This is a genomic window from Streptomyces sp. WI03-4A, from assembly GCF_033792105.1.
Lineage (GTDB): Bacteria > Actinomycetota > Actinomycetes > Streptomycetales > Streptomycetaceae > Streptomyces > Streptomyces collinus_A.
Map to the genome: position 1 here is coordinate 60,824 of NZ_JARAUO010000031.1, position 21,759 is coordinate 82,582.

24 protein-coding genes are annotated in these 21,759 nt (G+C 72.1%); 13 read left to right on the forward strand and 11 right to left on the reverse strand.

The window, feature by feature from the left end; genetic code table 11:
- Positions 1-10 precede the first annotated feature (10 nt).
- Positions 11-1,066 carry a GNAT family N-acetyltransferase gene (locus PV343_RS27090; protein ID WP_319149595.1) on the reverse strand — a complete coding sequence of 352 codons (1,056 nt, stop codon included), beginning with the start codon at positions 1,064-1,066 and terminating at the stop codon, positions 11-13.
- Between the two features lie 140 nt (positions 1,067-1,206).
- Between PV343_RS27090 and fdxA the strand changes: the two genes are divergently transcribed.
- Positions 1,207-1,527 carry a ferredoxin gene (gene fdxA, locus PV343_RS27095; protein ID WP_020942069.1) on the forward strand — a complete coding sequence of 107 codons (321 nt, stop codon included), beginning with the start codon at positions 1,207-1,209 and terminating at the stop codon, positions 1,525-1,527.
- A 120-nt stretch (positions 1,528-1,647) separates the two neighbouring features.
- Positions 1,648-2,745: a bifunctional succinyldiaminopimelate transaminase/glutamate-prephenate aminotransferase gene (locus tag PV343_RS27100; RefSeq protein WP_319149596.1), complete on the forward strand. Its 1,098-nt coding sequence runs from the start codon at positions 1,648-1,650 to the stop codon at positions 2,743-2,745.
- An 83-nt stretch (positions 2,746-2,828) separates the two neighbouring features.
- Here the strand turns inward: PV343_RS27100 and PV343_RS27105 are convergent, their stop codons facing one another.
- Positions 2,829-3,311: an ATP-binding protein gene (locus PV343_RS27105; protein ID WP_319149597.1), complete on the reverse strand. Its 483-nt coding sequence runs from the start codon at positions 3,309-3,311 to the stop codon at positions 2,829-2,831.
- 275 nt (positions 3,312-3,586) lie between these two features.
- Complete coding sequence (locus tag PV343_RS27110; protein WP_319149598.1) at positions 3,587-4,579, reverse strand: heavy metal transporter; 993 nt, start codon at positions 4,577-4,579, stop codon at positions 3,587-3,589.
- Positions 4,580-4,675: 96 nt separating this feature from the next.
- Between PV343_RS27110 and dapE the strand changes: the two genes are divergently transcribed.
- Positions 4,676-5,755 (forward strand): succinyl-diaminopimelate desuccinylase, encoded by a 1,080-nt coding sequence (dapE, locus tag PV343_RS27115; RefSeq protein WP_319149599.1) that lies wholly within the window; start codon positions 4,676-4,678, stop codon positions 5,753-5,755.
- A 105-nt stretch (positions 5,756-5,860) separates the two neighbouring features.
- Positions 5,861-6,619, forward strand: a complete 759-nt coding sequence (locus PV343_RS27120; protein ID WP_319149600.1) for a TIGR00730 family Rossman fold protein — start codon at positions 5,861-5,863, stop codon at positions 6,617-6,619.
- A gap of 13 nt (positions 6,620-6,632) precedes the next feature.
- On the opposite strand, the gene folP is transcribed toward PV343_RS27120, so the two are convergent.
- Positions 6,633-7,493, reverse strand: a complete 861-nt coding sequence (gene folP / locus PV343_RS27125) for a dihydropteroate synthase (protein WP_319149601.1) — start codon at positions 7,491-7,493, stop codon at positions 6,633-6,635.
- Positions 7,494-7,632: 139 nt separating this feature from the next.
- On the opposite strand from folP, the gene PV343_RS27130 reads away from it, so the two are divergent.
- Positions 7,633-7,983 carry a DivIVA domain-containing protein gene (locus PV343_RS27130; RefSeq protein WP_319149602.1) on the forward strand — a complete coding sequence of 117 codons (351 nt, stop codon included), beginning with the start codon at positions 7,633-7,635 and terminating at the stop codon, positions 7,981-7,983.
- Positions 7,980-8,573: a DNA-3-methyladenine glycosylase I gene (locus PV343_RS27135; protein ID WP_319149603.1), complete on the forward strand. Its 594-nt coding sequence runs from the start codon at positions 7,980-7,982 to the stop codon at positions 8,571-8,573. Before PV343_RS27130 ends, PV343_RS27135 begins: the two co-directional genes overlap by 4 nt.
- Before the next feature lie 86 nt (positions 8,574-8,659).
- Here the strand turns inward: PV343_RS27135 and PV343_RS27140 are convergent, their stop codons facing one another.
- Entirely contained in the window at positions 8,660-9,463 is an 804-nt protein-coding gene (locus PV343_RS27140) for an enoyl-CoA hydratase/isomerase family protein (protein ID WP_319149604.1), read from the reverse strand.
- 373 nt (positions 9,464-9,836) lie between these two features.
- On the opposite strand from PV343_RS27140, the gene PV343_RS27145 reads away from it, so the two are divergent.
- Positions 9,837-10,004, forward strand: a complete 168-nt coding sequence (locus PV343_RS27145) for a DUF3117 domain-containing protein (RefSeq protein WP_018544333.1) — start codon at positions 9,837-9,839, stop codon at positions 10,002-10,004.
- Between the two features lie 93 nt (positions 10,005-10,097).
- Here PV343_RS27145 and PV343_RS27150 read toward each other — a convergent pair whose 3' ends face one another.
- Positions 10,098-10,796, reverse strand: coding sequence for an O-methyltransferase (locus PV343_RS27150; RefSeq protein WP_078614788.1), 699 nt, complete (start codon positions 10,794-10,796; stop codon positions 10,098-10,100).
- 225 nt (positions 10,797-11,021) lie between these two features.
- On the opposite strand from PV343_RS27150, the gene sigE reads away from it, so the two are divergent.
- The 5 genes from sigE to PV343_RS27175 all read left to right on the forward strand — a co-directional run bounded on the left by sigE (position 11,022) and on the right by PV343_RS27175 (position 16,260).
- Complete coding sequence (gene sigE / locus PV343_RS27155) at positions 11,022-11,738, forward strand: RNA polymerase sigma factor SigE (protein WP_133920164.1); 717 nt, start codon at positions 11,022-11,024, stop codon at positions 11,736-11,738.
- Positions 11,735-12,700 carry an anti-sigma factor family protein gene (locus tag PV343_RS27160; protein WP_319149605.1) on the forward strand — a complete coding sequence of 322 codons (966 nt, stop codon included), beginning with the start codon at positions 11,735-11,737 and terminating at the stop codon, positions 12,698-12,700. The genes sigE and PV343_RS27160 overlap by 4 nt, the downstream gene beginning before the upstream one ends.
- 363 nt (positions 12,701-13,063) lie before the next feature.
- Positions 13,064-14,779, forward strand: coding sequence for a trypsin-like peptidase domain-containing protein (locus PV343_RS27165; protein WP_415923516.1), 1,716 nt, complete (start codon positions 13,064-13,066; stop codon positions 14,777-14,779).
- A gap of 107 nt (positions 14,780-14,886) precedes the next feature.
- Positions 14,887-15,324 carry a sec-independent translocase gene (locus PV343_RS27170; RefSeq protein ID WP_319149608.1) on the forward strand — a complete coding sequence of 146 codons (438 nt, stop codon included), beginning with the start codon at positions 14,887-14,889 and terminating at the stop codon, positions 15,322-15,324.
- Between the two features lie 261 nt (positions 15,325-15,585).
- Positions 15,586-16,260 (forward strand): hypothetical protein, encoded by a 675-nt coding sequence (locus PV343_RS27175; protein WP_319149609.1) that lies wholly within the window; start codon positions 15,586-15,588, stop codon positions 16,258-16,260.
- Positions 16,261-16,323: 63 nt separating this feature from the next.
- On the opposite strand, the gene PV343_RS27180 is transcribed toward PV343_RS27175, so the two are convergent.
- Positions 16,324-16,572 (reverse strand): SCO4226 family nickel-binding protein, encoded by a 249-nt coding sequence (locus PV343_RS27180; protein ID WP_319149610.1) that lies wholly within the window; start codon positions 16,570-16,572, stop codon positions 16,324-16,326.
- A 260-nt stretch (positions 16,573-16,832) separates the two neighbouring features.
- On the opposite strand from PV343_RS27180, the gene PV343_RS27185 reads away from it, so the two are divergent.
- A complete protein-coding gene (locus PV343_RS27185; RefSeq protein WP_319149611.1) occupies positions 16,833-17,099 on the forward strand; it encodes a hypothetical protein in 267 nt (88 codons plus the stop codon).
- A 382-nt stretch (positions 17,100-17,481) separates the two neighbouring features.
- On the opposite strand, the gene PV343_RS27190 is transcribed toward PV343_RS27185, so the two are convergent.
- From PV343_RS27190 to repSA, 4 genes are all read right to left on the reverse strand, one after another.
- Positions 17,482-18,330 carry a helix-turn-helix transcriptional regulator gene (locus tag PV343_RS27190; RefSeq protein ID WP_319149612.1) on the reverse strand — a complete coding sequence of 283 codons (849 nt, stop codon included), beginning with the start codon at positions 18,328-18,330 and terminating at the stop codon, positions 17,482-17,484.
- Between the two features lie 563 nt (positions 18,331-18,893).
- Positions 18,894-20,138, reverse strand: coding sequence for a tyrosine-type recombinase/integrase (locus PV343_RS27195; RefSeq protein WP_319149613.1), 1,245 nt, complete (start codon positions 20,136-20,138; stop codon positions 18,894-18,896).
- Complete coding sequence (locus tag PV343_RS27200) at positions 20,138-20,335, reverse strand: helix-turn-helix transcriptional regulator (RefSeq protein ID WP_319149614.1); 198 nt, start codon at positions 20,333-20,335, stop codon at positions 20,138-20,140. The genes PV343_RS27195 and PV343_RS27200 overlap by 1 nt, the downstream gene beginning before the upstream one ends.
- Before the next feature lie 2 nt (positions 20,336-20,337).
- Positions 20,338-21,756, reverse strand: coding sequence for a replication initiator protein RepSA (gene repSA / locus PV343_RS27205; RefSeq protein WP_319149615.1), 1,419 nt, complete (start codon positions 21,754-21,756; stop codon positions 20,338-20,340).
- Positions 21,757-21,759: the final 3 nt, after the last annotated feature.

Consider the following 21,759-nt stretch of genomic DNA (forward strand, 5'->3'; position numbering starts at 1 on the left):
ACGGGGGTTCCTACGACCGCGCGGGACCGGACACGTCCGGTTCCCGGTAGTGGTGGTAGGCGTGGTGCGGGGCCATGCCGAGGCTCGCGTACAGGGTGCGCGCGCCCTCGTTGTCGTCCTCCACCTGCAGCCAGGCCGCCGAGGCGCCCTCTTCGAGGGCCCGTCCGGCCAGCGCGGCCATCACCTCGGTGGCCAGGCCCTGCCGGCGCCGAACGGGATCGACCTCGACGGCCGCGAACCCGGCCCACCGCCCGTCCACGACGCACCGCCCGATGGCCGCCACCGGCGCGTCCGGGGCGTCCCCGGGCACGGTCGCGAACCACACCGAGGGGCCGCTGCCGAGCACGCGCAGGGCCACCTCGCCCACCGGCCCGCGCCGGTACCGGGCGAGCCACGCCTCGTCCGCCGTCCGGGACAGCACCACGCCGGCGCCCTCCGCCCGGTCCGCGAGCGGTGCCAGCGCCCCGATCCACAGCCCGGCGGTCACCTCCCGGACCCAGCCGCGCCGCTCCAGCTCCGCGCACAGCAGCTCCTGGGTGCCCTCGGCGCCCGTCGCCGTCTGCACGTAGGCGGGCAGGCCGCGTTCGCCGTACCAGCGCCGTACGGCCGCCAGCGCCTCGTCCAGCGGCAGCCCGGGGTCACCGAGCGGCAGCACGCTGTTGGCCCGCCGGGTGAAGCCCGTCCGACACCCGGTCGCCCCGGCCGGGCGCGGCTCGGCCGCCGCCCGCAGCTCCCACTCGCCGAGCCGCTCGCTCTCCACCGGCCGCCAGGCGCGCGCCGCGGCGCGGGCGAGCTCCGGATAGGTGGCCGCCGGGCCCCTGCGGCGCGCCGGGGCGGCCGGTACGACCTTGCCCGCGACCAGCGCCCTCTCCGGGATCCGGACACTTCTGCCGTCCCGCTGTGTGATCATGAGCACGCCTGCGTCCCATGATGTGAGAACACCCACCGTGTCGGTGAACTTCTCCTGCGTCGCCCCAGGTTCGCTCAAGCGCCGCACGGAGACCCGTTTGCCCACGTCAGCAGCGGTGATACGGACCTCGAGGCGTCCTTGCGCCGAGATTTCCACTGGTCAGTTCACCCCTCCTGTTCGGATCATGCCCCGGAACGGAGATACTAGGGGCGGGCATCGACGACGCCGCGCTCCCGCGCGCCAGGCGGCGGAGCCTACGGAGGCCCGCCAGCGCCCTATCGAGGAGGAACGACAGCGTGACCTACGTCATCGCGCAGCCTTGTGTCGACGTGAAGGACAAGGCGTGCATCGAGGAGTGCCCGGTCGACTGCATCTACGAGGGCCAGCGGTCCTTGTACATCCACCCGGACGAATGCGTCGACTGTGGTGCCTGTGAGCCGGTCTGCCCGGTCGAGGCGATCTTCTACGAGGACGACACTCCGGAGGAGTGGAAGGACTACTACAAGGCGAACGTCGAGTTCTTCGACGAACTGGGCTCGCCCGGTGGCGCCAGCAAGCTGGGCCTGATCGAGCGCGACCACCCCGTGATCGCCGCGCTCCCGCCGCAGGGCGAGTGACCTTCCGGACGGCCTAGCGGCCCGCACCAGCGCCGCCTCGGTCCCGTACGGCCGATCGCCCCGATCAGCGCCGTACGGGACCGAGGCGTTTGCCGTACCGACGAAAGAGAGCCAGTTTCCGTGTCCGCAGTCTCCGACCGTCTCCCCACCTTCCCCTGGGACAAGCTGGAGCCGTACAAGAAGACGGCAGCGGCCCACCCGGACGGAATCGTCGACCTGTCCGTCGGCACCCCGGTCGACCCGGTCCCCGAACTGATCCAGAAGGCCCTGATCGACGCGGCCGACTCGCCGGGTTACCCGACGGTCTGGGGCACCCCCGCGCTGCGCGACGCGATCACCGGCTGGCTGGAGCGCCGCCTCGGCGCCCGCGGGGTCACCCACCGCCACGTCCTGCCGGTCGTCGGCTCCAAGGAACTGGTCGCCTGGCTGCCGACCCAGCTCGGCCTCGGCCCCGGCGACCGGGTGGCCTACCCGCGCCTCGCCTACCCGACCTACGAGGTCGGCGCCCGCCTGGCCCGCGCCGAGTACGAGGCGTACGACGACCCGCGCGAGCTGGACCCGGCGGGCCTGAAGCTTCTGTGGCTGAACTCCCCGTCCAACCCGACCGGCCGGGTCCTGTCCCAGGAGGAGCTGACCGGGATCGTCACCTGGGCTCGCGCCCACGGCGTGCTGCTCGTCTCCGACGAGTGCTACATCGAGCTGGGCTGGGAGGCCGACCCGGTCTCGGTCCTGCACCCCGACGTCAACGGCGGCTCCTACGACGGCATCGTCGCCGTCCACTCCCTCTCCAAGCGGTCCAACCTGGCCGGCTACCGCGCCGCCTTCGTCGCCGGCGACCCGGCCGTCCTCGGCCCGCTGCTGGAGATCCGCAAGCACGGCGGCATGATGACCTCGGCGCCGACCCAGGCGGCCGTGGTGGCGGCCCTCGGCGACGACGAGCACGTGCACGCCCAGCGCGCCCGTTACGCGGCCCGCCGCACGGCCCTGCGGGAGGCGCTCCTCGGGCACGGCTTCCGCATCGAGCACAGCGAGGCCAGCCTCTACCTCTGGGCCACCCGCGGCGAGTCCTGCTGGGAGACCGTGGCCCACCTGGCCGGTCTAGGCATCCTGGTGGCACCGGGCGACTTCTACGGCGAGGCCGGAGAGACGTTCGTGCGCGTGGCGCTGACCGCGACGGACGAGCGCGTCGCCGCGGCGGTGGCCCGCCTGACGGCCTGAGGGTCTGACGGCGGCGCCTACGCGGGGCGGACACCCGAACGGGGTCCAGGGAGCTCCCTGGACCCCGTTCGGGTGCCCGGACGTCAGCCGCCCAGCGGCAGGCCCTTCGTCGGCAGCGAGGAGGTCGGCAGCGACGAGGTGGGCAGCGACGAGGTGGGCAGGCCGCCCTTGGTCAGGGTGTCCGTCGGCAGCCCGCCCTTGGCCGCGCCGGCCGCGGTGTCCCCGAGGACGCCTCCGGCGGCCCCGGCCACGTCCCCCGCGGCCTTCTGCGCCACGGGCGTCGCCTTCTTCACGGCACCGCCGCCGGTCTTTCCGGCGGCCGGCACCGCCTGCTCGATCGCCTTGCCGCCCGCGTTGCCCGCGAGGCCGGTGACGTGCTGCGCCGCACCGTCGACGGTGGTGCCGAGCTGCGCCCCGTCCAGGGCGGTCAGGCCGCCGAGGTTCGGGGTGGCCGCCGGCAGGTTGGTGGCCGCGCCGGCAGAGCCGGCCGCACCGACCCCGGCGGCCGCTCCCGCTGCGACGAGCAGCGCGGCACGGGCGATCCGGCGGGTCAGGGGGAGGGACATGATGCTCCATTCGACGGGGGAGAACGCTGTGGTCGTCCGAGCTCGGACGCCGTGACTACCGCTCGAGACCGACGAAGGTTGCGGACGCCGAAGGTAAAGAATGGATAACGCATCGCATTATCGTTTGTGGATAAAAACGGGCAAAGGGCGCCCGTGCGCGCCCCTGCAGAATCCTTACCGCCCTGAAATCCCAAGGGCCGGCGGAAATCCGGCGCGGTTCACCGGGAGGCGGCCGCTCCCCGGAGCCGCGCAACCCGGCCGGGTGAGGCCCCGCACTACTGTCCGGTGACGATCCGGACCGCCCCCGAGGACTGTTCCGCGCCCCCCGTGCCCTGCGCGCGTGCCGTGTGCCACTGCCCGCCGCCGCTGCCCGCGGTCCACTCCCGGCCCGCGTACGACACCCGCTCGATGTGCAGCGCCGAGGAGTTGGCCACGGCCCAGTGCGCCAGCTGCCAGCCCCGCTGCCGCTCACCGCGCCCGGTCGCGTCCGTCCGCGCCCCCTCGGGCACCGGCACGGTCACCGTCCGCCCGTGCGCGGTCGCCGTGACGCTCGGCGACGGCGACGGTGACGGCACCGCCGTACCGCCCACCTCCGCGCCGGTCTCCTGCAGCGCGTCCCGCCCGAAGTCCCGTACCAGCGCCGCGCGCACGGCGTCGGGCCCGGTCGCCTCGACGCCGGTTCCCGGACGCCCGTCGCAGGTCAGCGTGGCCGCCGCGGTCCCGGTCAGCGCCGCGGCCAGCAGCTCGGCGTCCGGCTCGTGCTTGGCGTACGCCTCCGGGTAGCCGCTGCGCTGCACCCGCTGCGCCGCGACCGTCAGCGGCAGGCTGCCGTAGTCCGGCACCCTGGCCAGGTGGGCGTAGAAGATGCCCGCCGCGTACGCCGGGTCCATGATCTGCCGCTCGGTGCCCCAGCCCTGCGAGGGCCGCTGCTGGAACAGACCCAGGGAATCCCGGTCGCCGTGCTCGATGTTGCGCAGCCCCGACTCCTGGATGGCGGTCGCCAGCGCGATGGTCACCGCCCGCTGCGGCATGTTCCGCCCGGTGCCGACGGCGGCGATCGTCGCCGCGTTCACCGCCTGCTCCGGCGTGAACTCGTAGGACGTGCCGTCCCCGCCGGCGGACACCACCTTGCAGCCGCGGGCTCCGCCGCCCCCGGTGACGTACTGCACCACGAGGTAGGCGGCGACACCGCACAGGACCAGCAGGGCCGCGCCGAGACGCAGGAGGCGGCCGCGACGCTTGGGGCGAATGGGGGACGGCTCTGACACGCGTACAAGGTAGCGGAGCCCCTCCCTCCCCCGGAGCCGGGTCGGGCGAACCACGGCGCACCGGGCCCGCCGTACGGGCGCGCTAGGGTCGGCGGCATGGCCGACACCTTGCTCGATCTCTCCCTGGACGCCGCCGCGCTCACGGCGCGACTCGTGGACTTCCCCTCGGAGAGCGGTACCGAGAAGCCTCTCGCGGACGCGATCGAGGCCGCCCTGCGCGCCCTGCCGCACCTGACGGTGGACCGTTACGGCAACAACGTGATCGCCCGGACGGACCTGGGCCGCGCGGAGCGGGTGATCCTGGCCGGCCACATCGACACCGTCCCGATCGCGGACAACGTGCCGTCCCGGCTCGACGAGGACGGCGTGCTGTGGGGCTGCGGCACCTGCGACATGAAGTCCGGGGTCGCGGTCCAGCTACGCATCGCGGCCACCGTCCCCGCCCCCAACCGCGACCTGACCTTCGTCTTCTACGACAACGAGGAGGTCGCCGCCGAGCTGAACGGCCTCCGGCACGTGGCCGAGGCCCACCCGGACTGGCTGCGCGGCGACTTCGCGGTCCTGCTGGAGCCGTCCGACGGCCAGGTCGAGGGCGGCTGTCAGGGCACCCTGCGGATGCTGCTGAGGACCACCGGCGAGCGAGCCCACTCGGCGCGCGGCTGGATGGGCTCCAACGCCATCCACGCGGCCGCCCCGATCCTCGCCCGGCTCGCCTCCTACGAGCCCCGGTGGCCGGTCATCGACGGCCTGGAGTACCGCGAGGGCCTGAACGCCGTGCGCGTCTCCGGAGGAGTGGCGGGCAACGTCATCCCGGACGAGTGTGTGGTGACGGTGAACTTCCGCTACGCCCCCGACCGCACCGAGGAGGAGGCGATCGCCCACGTCCGCGAGGTGTTCGCGGACTGCGGGGTGGCGGAGTTCGTGATCGACGACCACAGCCCCGGCGCGCTGCCCGGCCTCTCCCACCCGGCCGCCGCCGCCTTCATCGAGGCGGTGGGCGGCACCCCGCAGCCCAAGTACGGCTGGACGGACGTCTCCCGCTTCTCCGCACTCGGGGTGCCCGCCGTCAACTACGGCCCCGGCAACCCGCACCTGGCGCACAAGCGGGACGAGCGGGTGGAGGTGGCGAAGATCCTCGCGGGCGAGGAGCGGCTGCGCGCGTGGCTCACCGCGTGACGAGCCGCCGCACGGCGCCGCACGACCGACATGCGCACGTCCCCCGTCCGTGACCCGGGTGGATCTAGTCTGAGATCGAACTACCGGCAAGCGGAGGGAGCGCACATGGCGACCGGGAACCCCGAGGGGAAGAAGCAGCCGCCGGACGAGCAGCGGCTCGGACCCGTCCTCCGACGGCGCGGGCAGGTCACGACCAGCACGACGGACCAGCGGCTCCTGGACGAGCGCGCTCCCACGGACTGGGTGCACACCGACCCCTGGCGGGTGCTGCGGATCCAGTCGGAGTTCATCGAGGGCTTCGGCACGCTCGCCGAACTTCCGCCCGCGATCAGCGTGTTCGGTTCCGCGCGCACCCCGGTGGACTCACCGGAGTACGACGCCGGGGTACGTCTGGGCCGCGGTCTGGTGGAGGCCGGCTTCGCCGTGATCACCGGTGGCGGCCCCGGTGCCATGGAGGCGGCCAACAAGGGCGCGTGCGAGGCCGGCGGCACCTCGGTGGGCCTCGGCATCGAGCTGCCCTTCGAGCAGGGGCTGAACCAGTACGTCGACATCGGGCTGAACTTCCGCTACTTCTTCGTCCGCAAGATGATGTTCGTGAAGTACGCGCAGGGCTTCGTCGTGCTGCCGGGCGGCCTCGGCACCCTGGACGAACTCTTCGAGGCCCTCACCCTGGTCCAGACCCAGAAGGTCACCCGCTTCCCCATCGTCCTCTTCGGCAGCGAGTACTGGGGCGGCCTGCTGGACTGGCTGAAGCGGACCGTGGTGGCCCAGGGCAAGGCGGCCGACAAGGACCTGCTGCTCTTCCACGTCACGGACGACGTGCAGGAAGCGGTCGCCCTGGTGTCGAAGGAGGCGGGCCGCTAGCGGCCCTCGGCGTCTAGGCCACGCCTCGCCGGGCCACCGCGGGAGGGCGGTGCCCGGCGATCGACGCCACCATCTCCAGCACCTGACGGGTCTCGGCGACCTCGTGCACCCGGTAGACCTGGGCCCCGAGCCACGCCGAGACCGCCGTGGTGGCCAGCGTCCCGATCAGCCGCTCCTTGACCGGCCGGTCCAGCGTCTCGCCCACGAAGTCCTTGTTCGACAGCGACACCAGCACCGGCCACCCGGTGGCCACCATCTCCTCGAGCCGCCGCGTCGCCTCCAGGCTGTGCCGGGTGTTCTTGCCGAAGTCGTGCCCCGGGTCGATCAGCACCGACTCCCGGGGCACGCCCAGCGCCACCGCGCGCTCGGCCAGGCCCACGGTCACCTTCAGGATGTCCGCCATGACGTCGTCGTACGTCACCCGGTGCGGCCGGGTCCGCGGCTCGGCACCGCCCGCGTGCGTGCACACCAGCCCCGCCCCGTGGCGCGCCGCGACCTCCGCGAGCCCCGGGTCCACCCCGCCCCACGCGTCGTTCAGCAGGTCGGCGCCCGCCTCGCACACCGCCTCGCCGACCTCGGCCCGCCAGGTGTCCACGCTGATGATCACGTCGGGGAAGCGGCGCCGTACCTCCGCGACGAAGCCGACGGTGCGCCGCACCTCCTCCTCGGCCGTGACCTCCTCGCCCGGCCCCGCCTTCACCCCGCCGATGTCGACGATCGCGGCGCCCTCGGCCACCGCCCGCTCCACCCGCGCCAGCGCCGGCTCGTCGCGGAACGTGGCCCCCTGGTCGTAGAAGGAGTCCGGGGTCCGGTTCACGATCGCCATGATCACCGGCTCGTGCGGCCCGAATTCCCGCTTGCCCAGCCTGAGCATCCCCTGTGACCTCTCCCGTGACTTGCCGCAGTACCGCCGCCTGCGACCCTAACCGCCAGACTCGCATGGCACGATCGGACCCAGACAGAATCGGCATCCGGCACAGCGTCCGGCACATCGAGCGTGGGGACCTCCAACGATGGTCATGTTCTTGTTCCTGGTCGTCGCCCTCGCCGTGGTGGTGGCGGCGGTGACACTCGCCGTGGTGGGCGGCGGCGAGAGCGCGCCGCTGCCCGAAGCGGCCCCCGAGCGGCTCCAGGACCCGCTGCCCCCGGACCGCCCCGTCAGCGGGGCCGACGTGGAGACCCTGCGCTTCCCGGTCGCCCCGCGCGGCTACCGCATGGCCGACGTGGACGACGCCCTCGGCCGCCTCGCCGCCGAACTCGCCGAACGGGACGCCCGGATCGCCGACCTGGAGTCCGCGCTGGCCGGCGCCCGCGCGGCCGCGCACACCCGGCTGGACAAGCCGGGCCCGGAGGCCGGGCGATGAGCGCCGCGCTCGCCGGGCCGGACGGCGCGCTGCGCTGCCCCTGGGCCCTGTCCACCGAGGACTACGTGTCGTACCACGACGATGAGTGGGGCCGCCCGGTCCACGGAGACGACGCCCTCTTCGAACGGCTCAGCCTGGAGGCGTTCCAGTCGGGCCTGTCCTGGATCACGATCCTGCGCCGCCGCCCGGGCTTCCGTACCGCCTTCGCCGGCTTCCGCATCGACAAGGTCGCCGCCTTCACGGACGAGGACCGCGAGCGGCTGCTGGCCGACGCCGGCATCATCCGCAACCGCGCCAAGATCGACGCGACGCTCGCCAACGCGCGCGTGCTCGCCGACTGGGCCGAGGGCGACCTGGACGACCTCGTCTGGTCGCACGCCCCCGACCCGGCGGCCCGCCCGGCACCGAAGACCCTCGCCGACGTCCCCGCGGTCACCCCGGAGTCCACCGCCCTGTCCAAAGCGCTCAAGAAGCGGGGCCTGAGGTTCGTCGGCCCGACGACTGCGTACGCGCTGATGCAGGCGTGCGGGCTGGTCGACGACCACCTCGAGACGTGTGTGAGCCGGGGCCGCCCGCCCGCCGCCCGCTAGGGCCTGTTGCGAAAGTGGTCCTCTGCCGTGCGACGCCCGGCCGCCCTTCGGGCGACGATGCCACTTTCGCAACAGGCCCTGGCCGCTCAGCGGCCGAGGTACTTCGGCTTCTCCTTGTTCACGAACGCCTGCACCGCGATCGTGTGGTCCTCGGACTGCCCGGCCCGGGTCTGGAGCTCGTCCTCCTTCTCCAGGGTCTCGGCCAGGGAGTGTGTCAGGCCGTAGGCCATCGCCTCCTTGATCGCCGCGTACGCCACGGTCGGGCCCTCGGCCAGCGCCCGCGCCACCTTCCCGGCCTCGGCACGCAGCTCGGCGGACGGCACCAGCTTGTTGGCGATGCCCAGCTCCAGGGCGTCCTGGGCGCTGATGCTGCGCGGGAAGAGCAGCAGGTCGGCGGCGCGGCCCGGGCCGATCACCCGGGGCAGCGTCCAGGAGATCCCGGAGTCGGCCGTCAGCGCGACGCCCGCGAAAGAGGTGTTGAAGGCCGCCGTCTCCGCCACCACCCGGTAGTCCGCGGCGAGCGCGAAGCCGAAGCCCGCCCCGGCCGCCACCCCGTTCACCGCGGCGACGACCGGCTTGGGCGCCCCGGCCAGCGCCTTCACGATCGGGTTGTAGTGCTCCTTGACCGTGCTCATGGTCTGCCGGGACCCCGTCTCGCGGTCCGACACCAGCAGCCCGATGTGCTCCTTGAGGTCCTGGCCCACGCAGAACGCCCGGTCCCCGGCCGCGGTCAGCAGGATCGCCCGTACGGCCGTGTCCGCCGCCGCGGATTCCGCCGCCTCCCGCAGGGCGACCTTGGTCGCGATGTTCAGCGCGTTCATCGCCTCGGGGCGGTTCAGCGTGATCGTCGCGAGCCCGTCGCTCACCTCGTAGAGCACGGTGTCGGCCATGGCGCATCCCCTCGTGTCGCAACTGGTGACGTACCGCTCGGTACGCCGCTGTCCGAAGGACAGCATGGCGGACATCCCGGTCCGGTGACCGGACCGGACGTGTGACCTGCGTCAAAGAAATCCGGAGCGGATCCGGCCCCGTGGGGTTCCCGGGGTGGCGCAGTATCGCAGTCACATCCCCGAATTGGGTGGTTTTGCTCGCGCGCGTTGCCCAAGCGATGCCGACCGATGTTGGTCATCGGGTCCTGAGATGCGGGATAATGGCTTGGAAGCAATGTGTTCGATGCCGGTGACGCGTGTCCGCCACGGACTGCGGGTGCCCTCCCGGGGCCGTCGGCAGACGATGAGCCTGGTTTCAGGAAGGGGAACGAGCATGGCGGCCATGAAGCCGCGGACGGGCGATGGCCCGCTCGAGGTGACCAAGGAGGGGCGGGGCATCGTCATGCGCGTTCCGCTCGAAGGCGGCGGTCGACTCGTCGTCGAGCTGACCCCTGACGAGGCCGAGGCGCTTGGCGACGCCCTCAAGAAGGTCGTCGTCTGACGGGCCGGCGCTCCTGTCCTTCCGACCGCCCCGGCATCGTCCATGGTGCCGGGGCGGTCGCGTACCGGGGCCCCGGCGCCCCCGCCCGGCCCCTCACCGCTTGACGGCGCACAGCAGGCCGTCGCCCACCGGCAGCAGCGAGGTCACCAGCTCCTGGCTCTCCCGCACCGTGCGCAGCAGCTCGCGCAGCCGCAGCACCTCCGTGGGCTGCGGCCCCGAGTCGACCGTACGGCCGCTGGCGAAGATCCCCTCGAACACCACGAGCCCGCCCGGCCGCAGCAGGCGCAACGATTCAGCGAGATAGTCCGAGTACTCCAGCCGGTCCGCGTCGCAGAAGACGAGGTCGTAGCCGGCGTCCGCGAGCCGGGGCAGCACGTCGAGGGCGCCGCCGGGGATGAAACGGGCCCGGTTGCTGGCGAAGCCGCAGGCCCGGAAGGCCTGCCGGGCGAACTGCTGGTGCTCCGGCTCCTGGTCGACCGTGGTGAGCACCCCGTCCGGGCGCATGCCGTGCAGCAGATGGATCCCGGACACCCCGCAGCCCGTGCCGATCTCCGCGACCGCCTTGGCGTCCACGGAGGCGGCGAGCAGTCGCAGCGCGGCGCCCGTGCCGGGCGACACCGAGCGCAGCCCTGCCTCGCGGGCCCGCTCACGGGCCCAGCGCAGTGCCTCGTCCTCGGCGACAAAGGCGTCGGCGAACGCCCAGCTCGTCTGCCGGTTGGCGGTAATGACCCTCTCCTGTCCCCGTGGTTGCCTCGGCGTGACTGTATCCGTTGCCGTCGGGAACCCGCAGATGGGACCGGGCGTTTAAAGGGTGGGGACGAGAGCCCGGAACGCGACGGGGGGCACGAGGTGGACCAGGACGCCGAGCACATGCTGACGCAGCCGTATCAGCGCGTATCAAATTCTCGTAAAACCGCTTATCCGGAGCTAACGGGCGAGGTGGCTATGGTAGGGGCTCCACTGGACACCACCAGAGCCGACAGGGGAGGTGCGGCTACGCCTGGGGACCGGGGTGGAGTGCTGCGGCGCTTCCTCGGGTCGGCGGGCAGGCCGAAATCCGTGACCGACACCGCTGCTGACCACAGCCACGCCGCCGGCGCCGCCGCGGCCGACGCCCAGACCGCGACCTTCTCCACCGACGCGGACGGGCAGGCTTGGACTCCGCCCACGTGGGAGGAGATCGTCAGCACGCACAGCGGCCGGGTCTACCGGCTCGCCTACCGCCTCACCGGTAACCAGCACGACGCCGAGGACCTCACCCAGGAGGTCTTCGTCCGCGTCTTCCGTTCCCTGTCGACGTACTCGCCGGGCACGTTCGAGGGCTGGCTGCACCGCATCACCACCAACCTCTTCCTGGACATGGTCCGGCGCAAGCAGCGCATCCGCTTCGACGCCCTCGGCGAGGACGCGGCCGAGCGCCTGCCCAGCCGCGAGCCCACCCCGCAGCAGGTGTTCAACGACGCCCACTTCGACGCCGACGTCCAGCAGGCCCTCGACACCCTGGCCCCCGAGTTCCGCGCCGCCGTCGTCCTGTGCGACATCGAAGGACTGTCGTACGAGGAGATCGCCGCCACCCTCGGCGTGAAGCTCGGCACCGTCCGCTCCCGCATCCACCGCGGCCGCTCCCAGCTCCGCAAGGCCCTCGCCCACCGTTCGCCGGACGCGCGCAAGACCGAGCGGCGGTCGTTCGTGGCCCGTGTCCCCGCTCTGGGGGGAGGGGGCGCGACCGCGTGAACGGATCCCGGCCCAAACCCTCGCATCTCGCGGAGCAGCACCTGGGAGACCGGCTCTCCGCCCTGGTGGACGGGGAACTCGGTCACGAGTCGCGTGACCGGGTCCTGGCCCACCTCGCCACCTGCGCCCGCTGCAAGGCGGAGGCGGACGCCCAGCGCCGCCTGAAGAACGTGTTCGCCGAGGCGGCCCCACCGTCGCCCTCCGAGAGCTTCCTGGCCCGGCTCCAGGGCCTCCCCGGGGGAGGTGACCTGGACGGCGGCGGCACGCCGACGCCCGGGGGCGGCCTCCTCGGACGGGAACCCGACGCCGGGGTCTTCGGCCTGAGCCGCGGCGAGCGCTTCGAGTTCGGGTACGTGCCCGCCGTCCCCGCGCATCCCGGCGCCCCCGCGGAGCGCGGCTTCCGCATCCACCCCGTCGGCCGCCCCGACGCCGACCGCTCCGCCTCGCGCGGACTGCGGTTCGCGTTCGCCGCCGCCGGCGCGGTGTCCCTGGCCGCCCTCGCCCTCGGAGGTGTCACCACCGCGCTTCCCGGCGACACGACCGCCGACGCCCGCAGCGGCGCGGGCACCGGCAACGTGGTCCCGGCGCGTTCGGCCGGCACCGGAGCGGGCGCGGCGACGCCCGAGTCCCAGCGCCGCCGCCCGGTCGGACCGCTGCTCCAGGGCAGCAGCCTGCTCGGCCAGACCCCCGTGGCACCGACCTCCATGTCGGCGCCGCTGCTCCCCGGAGTGCCGACCCCGGCCACCGGGCAGCTCCAGGGCACCGTGCGCGGCCTGACCGCACCGGTGATGGCCGGCGCGGCCGCGGTCTCCCCGCTGATACGCCCGCTGAGCGAGATCGCCCCGTTCTCCCTGGCCCTGCCGGCGCCGCCCCGGGTGTCCGCCCCCGGCCTGCTGTCCGCCCCCGTCCCCGACACCGACCCCGCTCCCTCCTCCCCGCCCCCGTCGCCCGAGATGCCCTGACCTGCCGCTGCGCCCGGGCCCGCGAACCTGGTTGAATCCTGCGAGACCGTGCCCCGGCGCTCGACCGGGCACGGAATCGACGTTCCGCGGACCCCGCCGACACGCGCGGCCGCGGCCAGCCGTGGGGAGAGCATGAACGAGGGGAACCCGACGCCCGGGGAGCGCAGCGCACCCGAGGGCGACTTCGAGCTGGCCAAGCCCGCACTCCCCGCCCCGGCCCCCGACGAGGCCAGCACCACCCCATCGCCGGAACGCCCCACTCCCCTGCACGACCCCGACCCGTACAGCACCCCGCCCTACGGCGAACCGGGCCCCTGGGCCCCGGCATCCCCGGTCCAGCACCCCACGGCGCCCCAGGCTGCCCTGAGGGAGGGAGCCCAGCCGACCCCGGGCCAGCCGGTCCCGCCGACTGTTCCGCCGCAAGGGGCCTCGCCCGCGCCGGCCGGGGCGCCCCAGCCTCCCTCGGGGCAGGGGGCGCAGCCGACGCAGGGCCAGCCGGCCGCGTCGACCGTTCCGCCGCAAGCGGCTTCGGCTGCGCCCGTGCCGGCCGGTGCGACCCAGCCGGAGGCCGGACTCGCGGTCGCGCCTGCCCCGGGCCAGGGGGCGCAGCCCATACCGGGCGGGGGGCCGGCCGCACCCGCGTCGGTTGAGGCGACTCCGCGGGTCGCCGAACAGGCGGCGCCGCCCGCGCCCGGCCGGCCGACCCCGCCGCACCCCGAGGCGCTGGCCACCCCTCTCACGCCCGCGCGGGCTGCTCAACCCCTCCCAGGCCCTGAGGCGGCTGTCGGGTACCCCGGCGAGGCGGTCGCCGGAGGGGTCGGGGGGCTTGGTGCCGGTGGGGCGGAGGGCGGGGGCGGAGGTGGTCCCTGGCAGGGGTACGACCCGTGGGCCGTGGCTGGGGACGGGCGGGAGCCCCTGGCCCGCGGCCCGCTGCAGCAGACCGGTGCCGGGGTGCTCACGCGCCGGCAGCGGGAGAAGCGGGGCAGGCGGCTGCTGCTGGTGTGGACCGCCGTGGTCGCGATCGTCGCCGGCGGTACAGGCGGCCTCGCCGGCGCGTACGTCGAGCGCGAGGGCGTAGGGGACGTGACGCTGCCGCAGGCCGGAAGCGTGCCCGCCGGACGGGCGCCGGACAGTGTCGCCGGGATCGCGGCCCGGGCCCTGCCCAGCGTCGTCACGCTGCACGTCAGCGGGGCCGACGAGGCGGGCACCGGCACCGGCTTCGTGCTCGACGCCCGCGGCCACATCCTCACCAACAACCACGTCGTCCGGCCCGCCTCCTCGGGCGGCGAGATAACGGTGACGTTCAGCAGCGGGGACACCGCCAAGGCGAAGATCGTCGGCCGCGACAGCGGGTACGACCTGGCCGTGGTCCAGGTCAGCGGTGTCCATGGGCTCACCCCGCTGCCCCTCGGCGACTCCGACGGCGTCCGGGTCGGCGACCCCGTCGTCGCCATCGGCGCGCCCTTCGACCTGGCCAACACCGTCACCGCGGGCATCATCAGCGCGACGGAGCGGCCCATCACGGCAGGCGGGGAGAAGGGCGACGGGAGCGACGTGTCGTACGTCGACGCGCTCCAGACCGACGCCCCCATCAACCCCGGCAACTCCGGCGGCCCCCTGCTCGACTCCCGGGCCCGGGTCATCGGCATCAACTCCGCCATCCGCTCCGCCGGGACCGGCTCCGACTCCGGCAGCGGCCAGGCGGGTTCCATAGGCCTCGGTTTCGCGATACCCGTCAACCAGGCCAGGCGGGTCGCCGAGGAACTGATCAACAAGGGGCACGCCACCCACCCCGTCATCGGCGTCACCCTCGACATGGGCTGGACCGGCGACGGCGCCCGCGTCGACGGCAAGGCCAGGGACGGCGGCCCGGCCGTCGCCGCGGGCGGACCCGCCGCCCGGGCCGGCCTCAAGGCCGGCGACGTCATCACCGAGGTGGACGGGGAGCGCGTCCACTCGGGTGAGGAACTGATCGTCAGGATCCGCGCCCACGAACCGGGCGAGCGGCTGCGCCTGACGGTCGAACACGGCGGCGAGCGGGAGGTTTCACTCGTGCTGGGCGCTTCGGAGCAGAACTGACCGAAGTCCGGAACAGAACTGACAGAAGTCTCACCACGGGACGGTATCGGTCCGACTGTCGAGCCGGGTACCGTTGAGCGACCGAGGACTCGCAATGGGAGCGTCAGGTGTTCAATGACATAGGGCCACTGGAGCTGGTGACCATCATCGTGATCGCCGTTCTCGTCTTCGGTCCGGACAAGCTCCCCAAGGTCATCCAGGACGTGACGCGCACGATCCGGAAGATCCGGGAGTTCTCGGAGAGCGCCAAGCACGACATCCGCAGCGAGCTCGGTCCCGAGTTCAAGGACTTCGAGTTCGAGGACCTCAACCCCAAGGCGTTCCTGCGCAAGCAGCTGGACAGCGACGAGCTGGGGCTGAAGGAGATCCGCAACGGCTTCGACCTGAAGAAGGAGATGGCCGAGGTCACGGACGCGGTCAACAGCCGCGACGGCGACGCCCCGTCCTCGTCCTCCCCCTCCTCCGCCGGCCGCATCGACATGACCAAGAAGCCCGAGGACCCCGGCCCGGACGACCGGCCGCCCTTCGACGCGGACGCCACCTGACCGACCCCGCACCCGCGCCGCGCGACGCGTCCGACGCCCGGACCGCACGCGTGACGCGTTTCACATCACACGCGCCTGACACCCGCCGAGCCTCCCGCGCACCGCGCGTGGAGGCCGTCCGCGCGACCCACGCGCCGGGCGGTTTCCCGGCTGTCGTCAGCGGTGTGGATATGCTGCCGAGTTGTTGTGCGGACCGGACGAGTACGCCCGAAGGGGGGCGGGCCGCCCCGGTCCGACGAGAGCGAGGAGGCGTCCGGGCAGATGGAGACGACAAGTCGGGTGGGCGCGCAGGCGCCGGCCGCGGAGGGTGGACCCCAGTCCCTCTCCGCCCGGCGTACGGTCGACGCCTACCTGGAGGCGCCCTTCCCCTGGTACGGCCTCGACGAGGCCTTCACGGGGCCGCGCTGGCTGATGCAGGTCGGCACCGCGGCCGACGGGGCCGTGGAGCACGGTTCGATCGGGCACGGTGACGAGCCCTCCGTACGCAACGAGCACGTGGCCGCGTCGGCGGCGGACGAGCCCCGGGAGAAGTTCGCGGTCGTGGTGACCGTCGCCGCGAACCCGTCCCGCAGGAGCGCCGACGGCACGGGCCTGCTGGAGGCGACGTCGGTGTCCTCGGCGGCCTGGCTGGCCGGCGTGGGGCTGCTGTCGTTCACCTGGCCCGGCCAGATGGACCACAGCCTCCGCGACGACTGGCTGGACCAGCAGACGGAGACGGCGTGGGCCCTGGCCGACGACCTGGACGGCCCGGAGTGGTCCAGACTCTCCCTCCCGGTGGACGGCGTGCCCGCCGAGTTCCACTACCGGGAGTCGGAGTTCGGCTGGGTCCTGGCCGGCACCACCGGCGCCGGAGCTCATGTCGGGGCGTACGGACGGGGGATGAGCGCGTACGGCCTCGGCTTCTCGATGATCAAGGACATCGCCGCGTACGCCTGAGCGCCGCGCCGCACGCACGGAGAAGGGGGGCACCGTCATCACCGGCGCCCCCCGAACCCGCCTTCACACGGTCACGGGTACCGGGTGGATCTCGTCGGCCCGGTGGCCGGCACGTTCGTGGACACGCTGGACCGCTTCGGCCGAGGGAGCCTCGGACAGGCAGTAGACCGTGCCGGACTCCGGATCCGCCCAGGCCTGCGCGAAGTGGACGCCTTCCTCCTGTTCGATGGCGAGATCGGCCCCGTGGGCCTGCTTCAGCTGGTCTGCCGTGATGCCGTTCATCCCGTGGTGGACATCCATGAACTGGGGCATGATTCCGCGCCTCCTTCCGGCTCCCGCGCCCCGGCGGTTCGCCGGGCCGCGCCGGCCGGCTCCGTCCTCTCCATCCTCTGCCCGTACGCCCGCGACGGCGACTGAGCGGGCCCTGGCCGGTGGGGCGCCGGCGAGGCGGTCGTGGGCTCGCCCGGGGCGGCTGAGCCATCGCGTTGCCGCAGGGCTGACCGCGTCAGCCGTTCGCCCCCGTGTCACACTGCCTCCGGCCGTCGGAGCGCGGCCTCGCGAGGAGGTAGGACATGGCGCTGGGTGCCCTGCTCATATTGCTGGGTGGATGGGCCGCGGTGGTCGCGCTGCAACTCGCAGGCACCGTGGTCGGCATATACGCGCTGACACTCGGACGAGTACCCGGCCGATGGCTGCGGCGCAACGTCGAGCACCCCAGGATCTGGGGGGCCGGTGCCCTGCTGCTGGCGTTCGGCATCGCCTTCTCCTCGACTGTCGCGATCATCGGAGGCGGGCTCATCACCCTCGGACACCTCGATGTGCCGGCGTTCAACCGCTGATCATCGAGGGTGCCTTCCCGGGCCCTCCCGGGGCTGCCCGGCGATGAACAGCGATGACAGACGACGACGGCTCCGCCGCTGGTCAGCAAGCTGACCGAGGACGGAGCCGCGGATCGCAGGCGTGCGAACGTCAGAACTTGTTCGCCGACTGCGGGTCCGTAGGGGCGTGCGTGGGGAGCTCCCCATCCCGTCCACCGCCGACCCAGGCAGAGCCGAGCGGACGCGGCCCCTGGCGTCCAGGTCGTTCGTACAGTGGCGCGCTCCACCCGGACGCCAGGAACCACGCCCGCTCCACGGTGTGTGGGTCGACGGCGGACGGGATGGCAGCTGGGGGTGGTAGTGGGTTGCGGGAGTCTGTGATCGGTTGGATTCCCGGTCTACCTCAGTACGTCTTAGTGACGTCGGCGATGAAGTCGCGGGTGCCGGCGGTGTCGAGCGCCTGGGCCCGGAGGTGGTCGTGCAGCACGCTGTAGTGCCGTACGTCGGGGTGTTTCTCCAGGTAGAAGTCGCTGGTGAACCCTTCCAGGTACACCACTGCGCCGGGGGTGTCGGCGATCTTCAGGATGGAGAACTGACGTGACAGGCCCGCGTGGGCGCCCATGGTGCAGGGGAGGATCTGCACGGTGATGTGCGGCTCGGCGCTGAGTGCGGTCAGGTGTTCCAGTTGTTCGCGCATGATGTCGGGACTACCGACGACGCGGCGCAGTACGGCTTCGTCCAGGACGGCCCACAGGCGCAGCGGGGTGACCGGGGTGTAGATCCGGTGCTGGCGGCGCAGCCGTACCTTGAGGCGCGTGGCGGCCTGTTCGACGGTGAGCTGGGGGATCGTTTCCTCGATGACCGCGTGGGCGTAGGCGGGGGTCTGCAGCAGAGCGGGGATCACCATGGGCTCGTAGGTGTGGAGGGAGGTGGCGTCCGTCTCCAGGGCGATATACGCGCTCTGGGGGATGTCGCCGTAGGCGTGCCACCAGCCCTGCTGCCCGGATTCCCTGGCCATCTGCATCAGAGCGTCGATGACCTGCGAGTCCGTCACTCCGTAGATCGCGCACAGGTCGCGCACGTCGCGGGGGCTGATGGTGCGGCGGCCGTTCTCCAGGTGACTGATCTTGGGCTGGGAGACCATGAGCTGCTTGGCCACTTCGATGCCCTTCAGCCCGCTGGCCAGGCGGAGCCGGCGGAGTTCGGCTCCCAGACGGCGTCTTCTGACCGTGGGGTTGCTGTTCGCCGCCACGAGCGGTGTACCTCCGGCTCCAAGTCATCGCTTCGTCCGCAGATTGCCATGGAGCAAGGGTTGTTGGTCGCGTGCCATGCCTCGTGTTCGTGGGGCAGCCAAAACGGACTGTGACTTTGTAATTTGCCTCACGGCAGGACCGCCAGGCGTGGACGCCAACCTCGACTTTCAAGGCCACAACTCGAGGGGGCGGGCGGTCAGTCACCAGTGAAGACGGGGACGATCACTGCTGCGATCGCAGAGAGCAGGCCGGCTACGGCCAAGAAGGCGTTGAACTTCTCCTTCGCGGTCGGGAAAACGGCACGACTCACGTCCCCGACCTTGCTCCGCAACACGATCATCTTGAGTTTCTGCCAACGATGCTGGCGGTTTCGGCACCCCATCAGTACGCCGCAGGCGTTGTTCCGGCAGTAGGTCCGACCGTCCCGATGTGGGGCACTCACCAACCACCAACGCTGACAGACGACGACGGCTCCGCCGCTGGTCAGAAGCTTGACCAGTGACGGAGCCGCAGATCGCAGAGGCGTGAACGTCAGAACTTGTTCGTCTGGAAAAACAGCAGGTCAGCGACCTTCCAAGTCATCCGGGGCCGTGCTCGGGCCGTCAGAGTGGGAAGCCTCGGTGAAGAGAGCATCCACGGCGGACCGGGTCCGGCTGTCACTGCTGGGCATGAGGTGCGTGTACGTGCGCAGCGTGAATGCCGGATCGGCATGACCTAGGTACTCGCTCAGAGCCTTGATGCTCTCCCCGGCGTCGAGCAGGACCGACGCGTAGAAGTGCCGGAGCGCGTGCATGCCGTTCCCAGGCCCGGGGACCATTCCGCCGGCCACAAGCGCCGGTCGCCAAAACTGCGCGTTGAACGGATGACGTTCAATGGCCGCACCAGCAGGAGATCGGCAGATCAGCGGTACGGAAACGACCGGACCGTCCAGCGTCCGCCACGGCAGCTCGGCGTCTGCGGCGGGGTACCGGTTGAGGTGAGCCGTCAAGGACGCAGCCACCGAATCCGGCAGGGGCACGTCCCTCACCTTGCCACCCTTCGGCAGGGCAAAGATCGGACGCCCGCGGAGGAGCTTCACCTGCCTTACGACGTGCAGAGTGCCGTTTTCGAAGTCGACATCACCCATGCCGAGCCCGAAGGCTTCACCCTGGCGAAGACCACAACCGGCGGCAAGGTCAACAAGCACCCGGTAGCGGTCATCCAACGTGGTCCGTACAGCGCGCACCTGCTCAAACGACCAGGGGACGACCTTTCGCGGATCTAGACGAGGAGCCTTCACCGAACGCGCACGACATGGGTTCTCGTGGATGATTCGATCTTCTACCGCAGCAGTGAAGACGGTCGAGACGTGAGCGAAGATGACCCTGCGGTATGCGGAAGCCAGACGGATGTCCTCCAAGGTCCGCAACCAAGTCCGGATGTGTGACGGAGAGAATGACGCCATGGGCCGTTGCCCGATGTGCGGGAAGGCGTGCAGTCGCAATCGCGATTCGACGGACTCACGCGTCAGCGGATCGGCGTCCTGACTCCTCATCCACTCCTCAGCGAACTGCTGGAAGGTGATCCGTCCGGCACGGGGCGAGACGTAGGCACCACGGTTCATGTCGGCCTCTAGGTTGGCCAGCCACTGTTCAGCGTCGCGTTTCCGGCGATCCGGAAAGCTCTTGGACCTCTCTGCGCCGTCTGGCGCGACGTACCGGGCGCGGTAGCGCATACCGGTGCCATGACGGTCGGTCTTGACCTTGACGGGCTTGCCGTTCGGCCCGGTCTCGGTCCTGTACCAGCGGTCTTGGATGTGACCGGCCATCAGGCAGCCTCCCCGATCCGGGAGTCGACCCAGGCCCGCACGTCGGTCGGGTCGAAGCGGAGGTGCCGGCCGACGCGGAAGCCGCGGGGGCCGGTGTGCTTGCGGCGCCACTGGTAGACAGTCTCAACGCTGGGCAGTTCGAACATCTCGACCAGGTCCTCAGGGGTCAGGAACCGGTTCGGCAGCTCTGAGGCCATGGTCAGCAGTCCCTTTCGTCGGCAAGCAAGGCGGGCAGTTCTTCGCGGGCGATCTCACGGTTGTGCTGGATGTCGCGGCGGATGTTGGCGGCGAGCCAGGATTCGCCGGGGGTGTGGCCGTGACCGGCGTAGACCCAGTGGGCGAGGGTCAGGGTGGTCGCCCCTTCGTCGTCGGGGTCGGGCAGGCCGAGGGCGGCGCGTTGTTGGGCGGCGCGGTAGTCGGCGCGGACCTGGCGGAGGGCGCCCAGGGTGGTGGAGTAGCGGCGGGACTTGGTGGAGAAGTGGCCGCGGAAGCCGAGCATGTGAGCCCAGTCGCGTAACTTCCGGTCGGGGTAGAGCGGGTGTAGGTCGAGGCAGGCGGCGATGAGCCGGGCCGGGTGGTCGGGCACGTCGAGGAGGACCAGGGCCTCTTTGTTGCCGATGCGGCGGTCTACCGTGCCGGTGGTCTCGGCGGCCTTGGTGGCGTACTTGGCGACGTAGGAGGCAACGGCCTGTTCGGTGATCTCGGCACCGTCCCCGAAGGCCCGGATCGGTCGCACGTCCAGCTGCTCGCCCCACTTGAGGGTGCGCGCGGGCTCGGTTCTTGTCGGTTGATCGGGGTCCGGCTGATACCGGGCCGGGGGCACATCGACCGCAACGCGGGCAGCAGCGGCCCGGATCGCAGCCTCGAGGAGTTCGCCCGTGGCCCAGGCCGGGGGCGGGCTGTCGGGGCCTTCGGGGCCGTCGAAGCGGATCACGGCGTGGAAGTGCACGGCACCGCGCTTCTGGTACTCGGCGACCTTGCCGAAGGAGACCCGCGACTGTTCCCGGGCGGCCTTCTGTGTGAGACCGGCTCGCTTGGCGATCTCGCGGCGCAGGTAGATCGTGAAGTAGCGCCACAGGTCGGAGGCGTGGTTGTTCCAGAGCACCGCGCCCGCGTAGTCGTAGGTGTCGGGGTCGAGCGGGGTGCCCAGTTCGGGCGCGTCCTCCTGGTGGTGGATGCCGCAGCGGCAGGGCCGGTTGCCGGGCCGGTTGTGCACCGGGCCGAACGACGGCGCGGTCAGGGTGGCGAACACACGCGGGTGGTCCCGGATGGTGTCGGGGGTGCCCTTGGCGGGGTCGCCGACGAGGCCGGCGCGGATGAGGTGATAGGTGTCCCCGGCGTACGTCCAGGCGCAGGCCGGGCAGCGCGAGGCCCGCCGGTTGCCGCAGGCGACACGCAGCACCCCGCCGGGCTCGGTGTCAGTCGCGTAGGCGTGCAGCACGTGTCCGGTGGCCGCGTCGCGGGTGACGGTGGAGCCCATCAGGCGGATCGGATCGGTGCAGCCGCCGGTGCGGCGGATCTGTTCTTGGAGCAGGTCGAAGCCGTATGACCCGGCCAGCCTCAGCACGTCGGTGAGGGTGGCCGGGTCCAGGCCCCCCATGGTGGCGGTGTCGGTCATCCG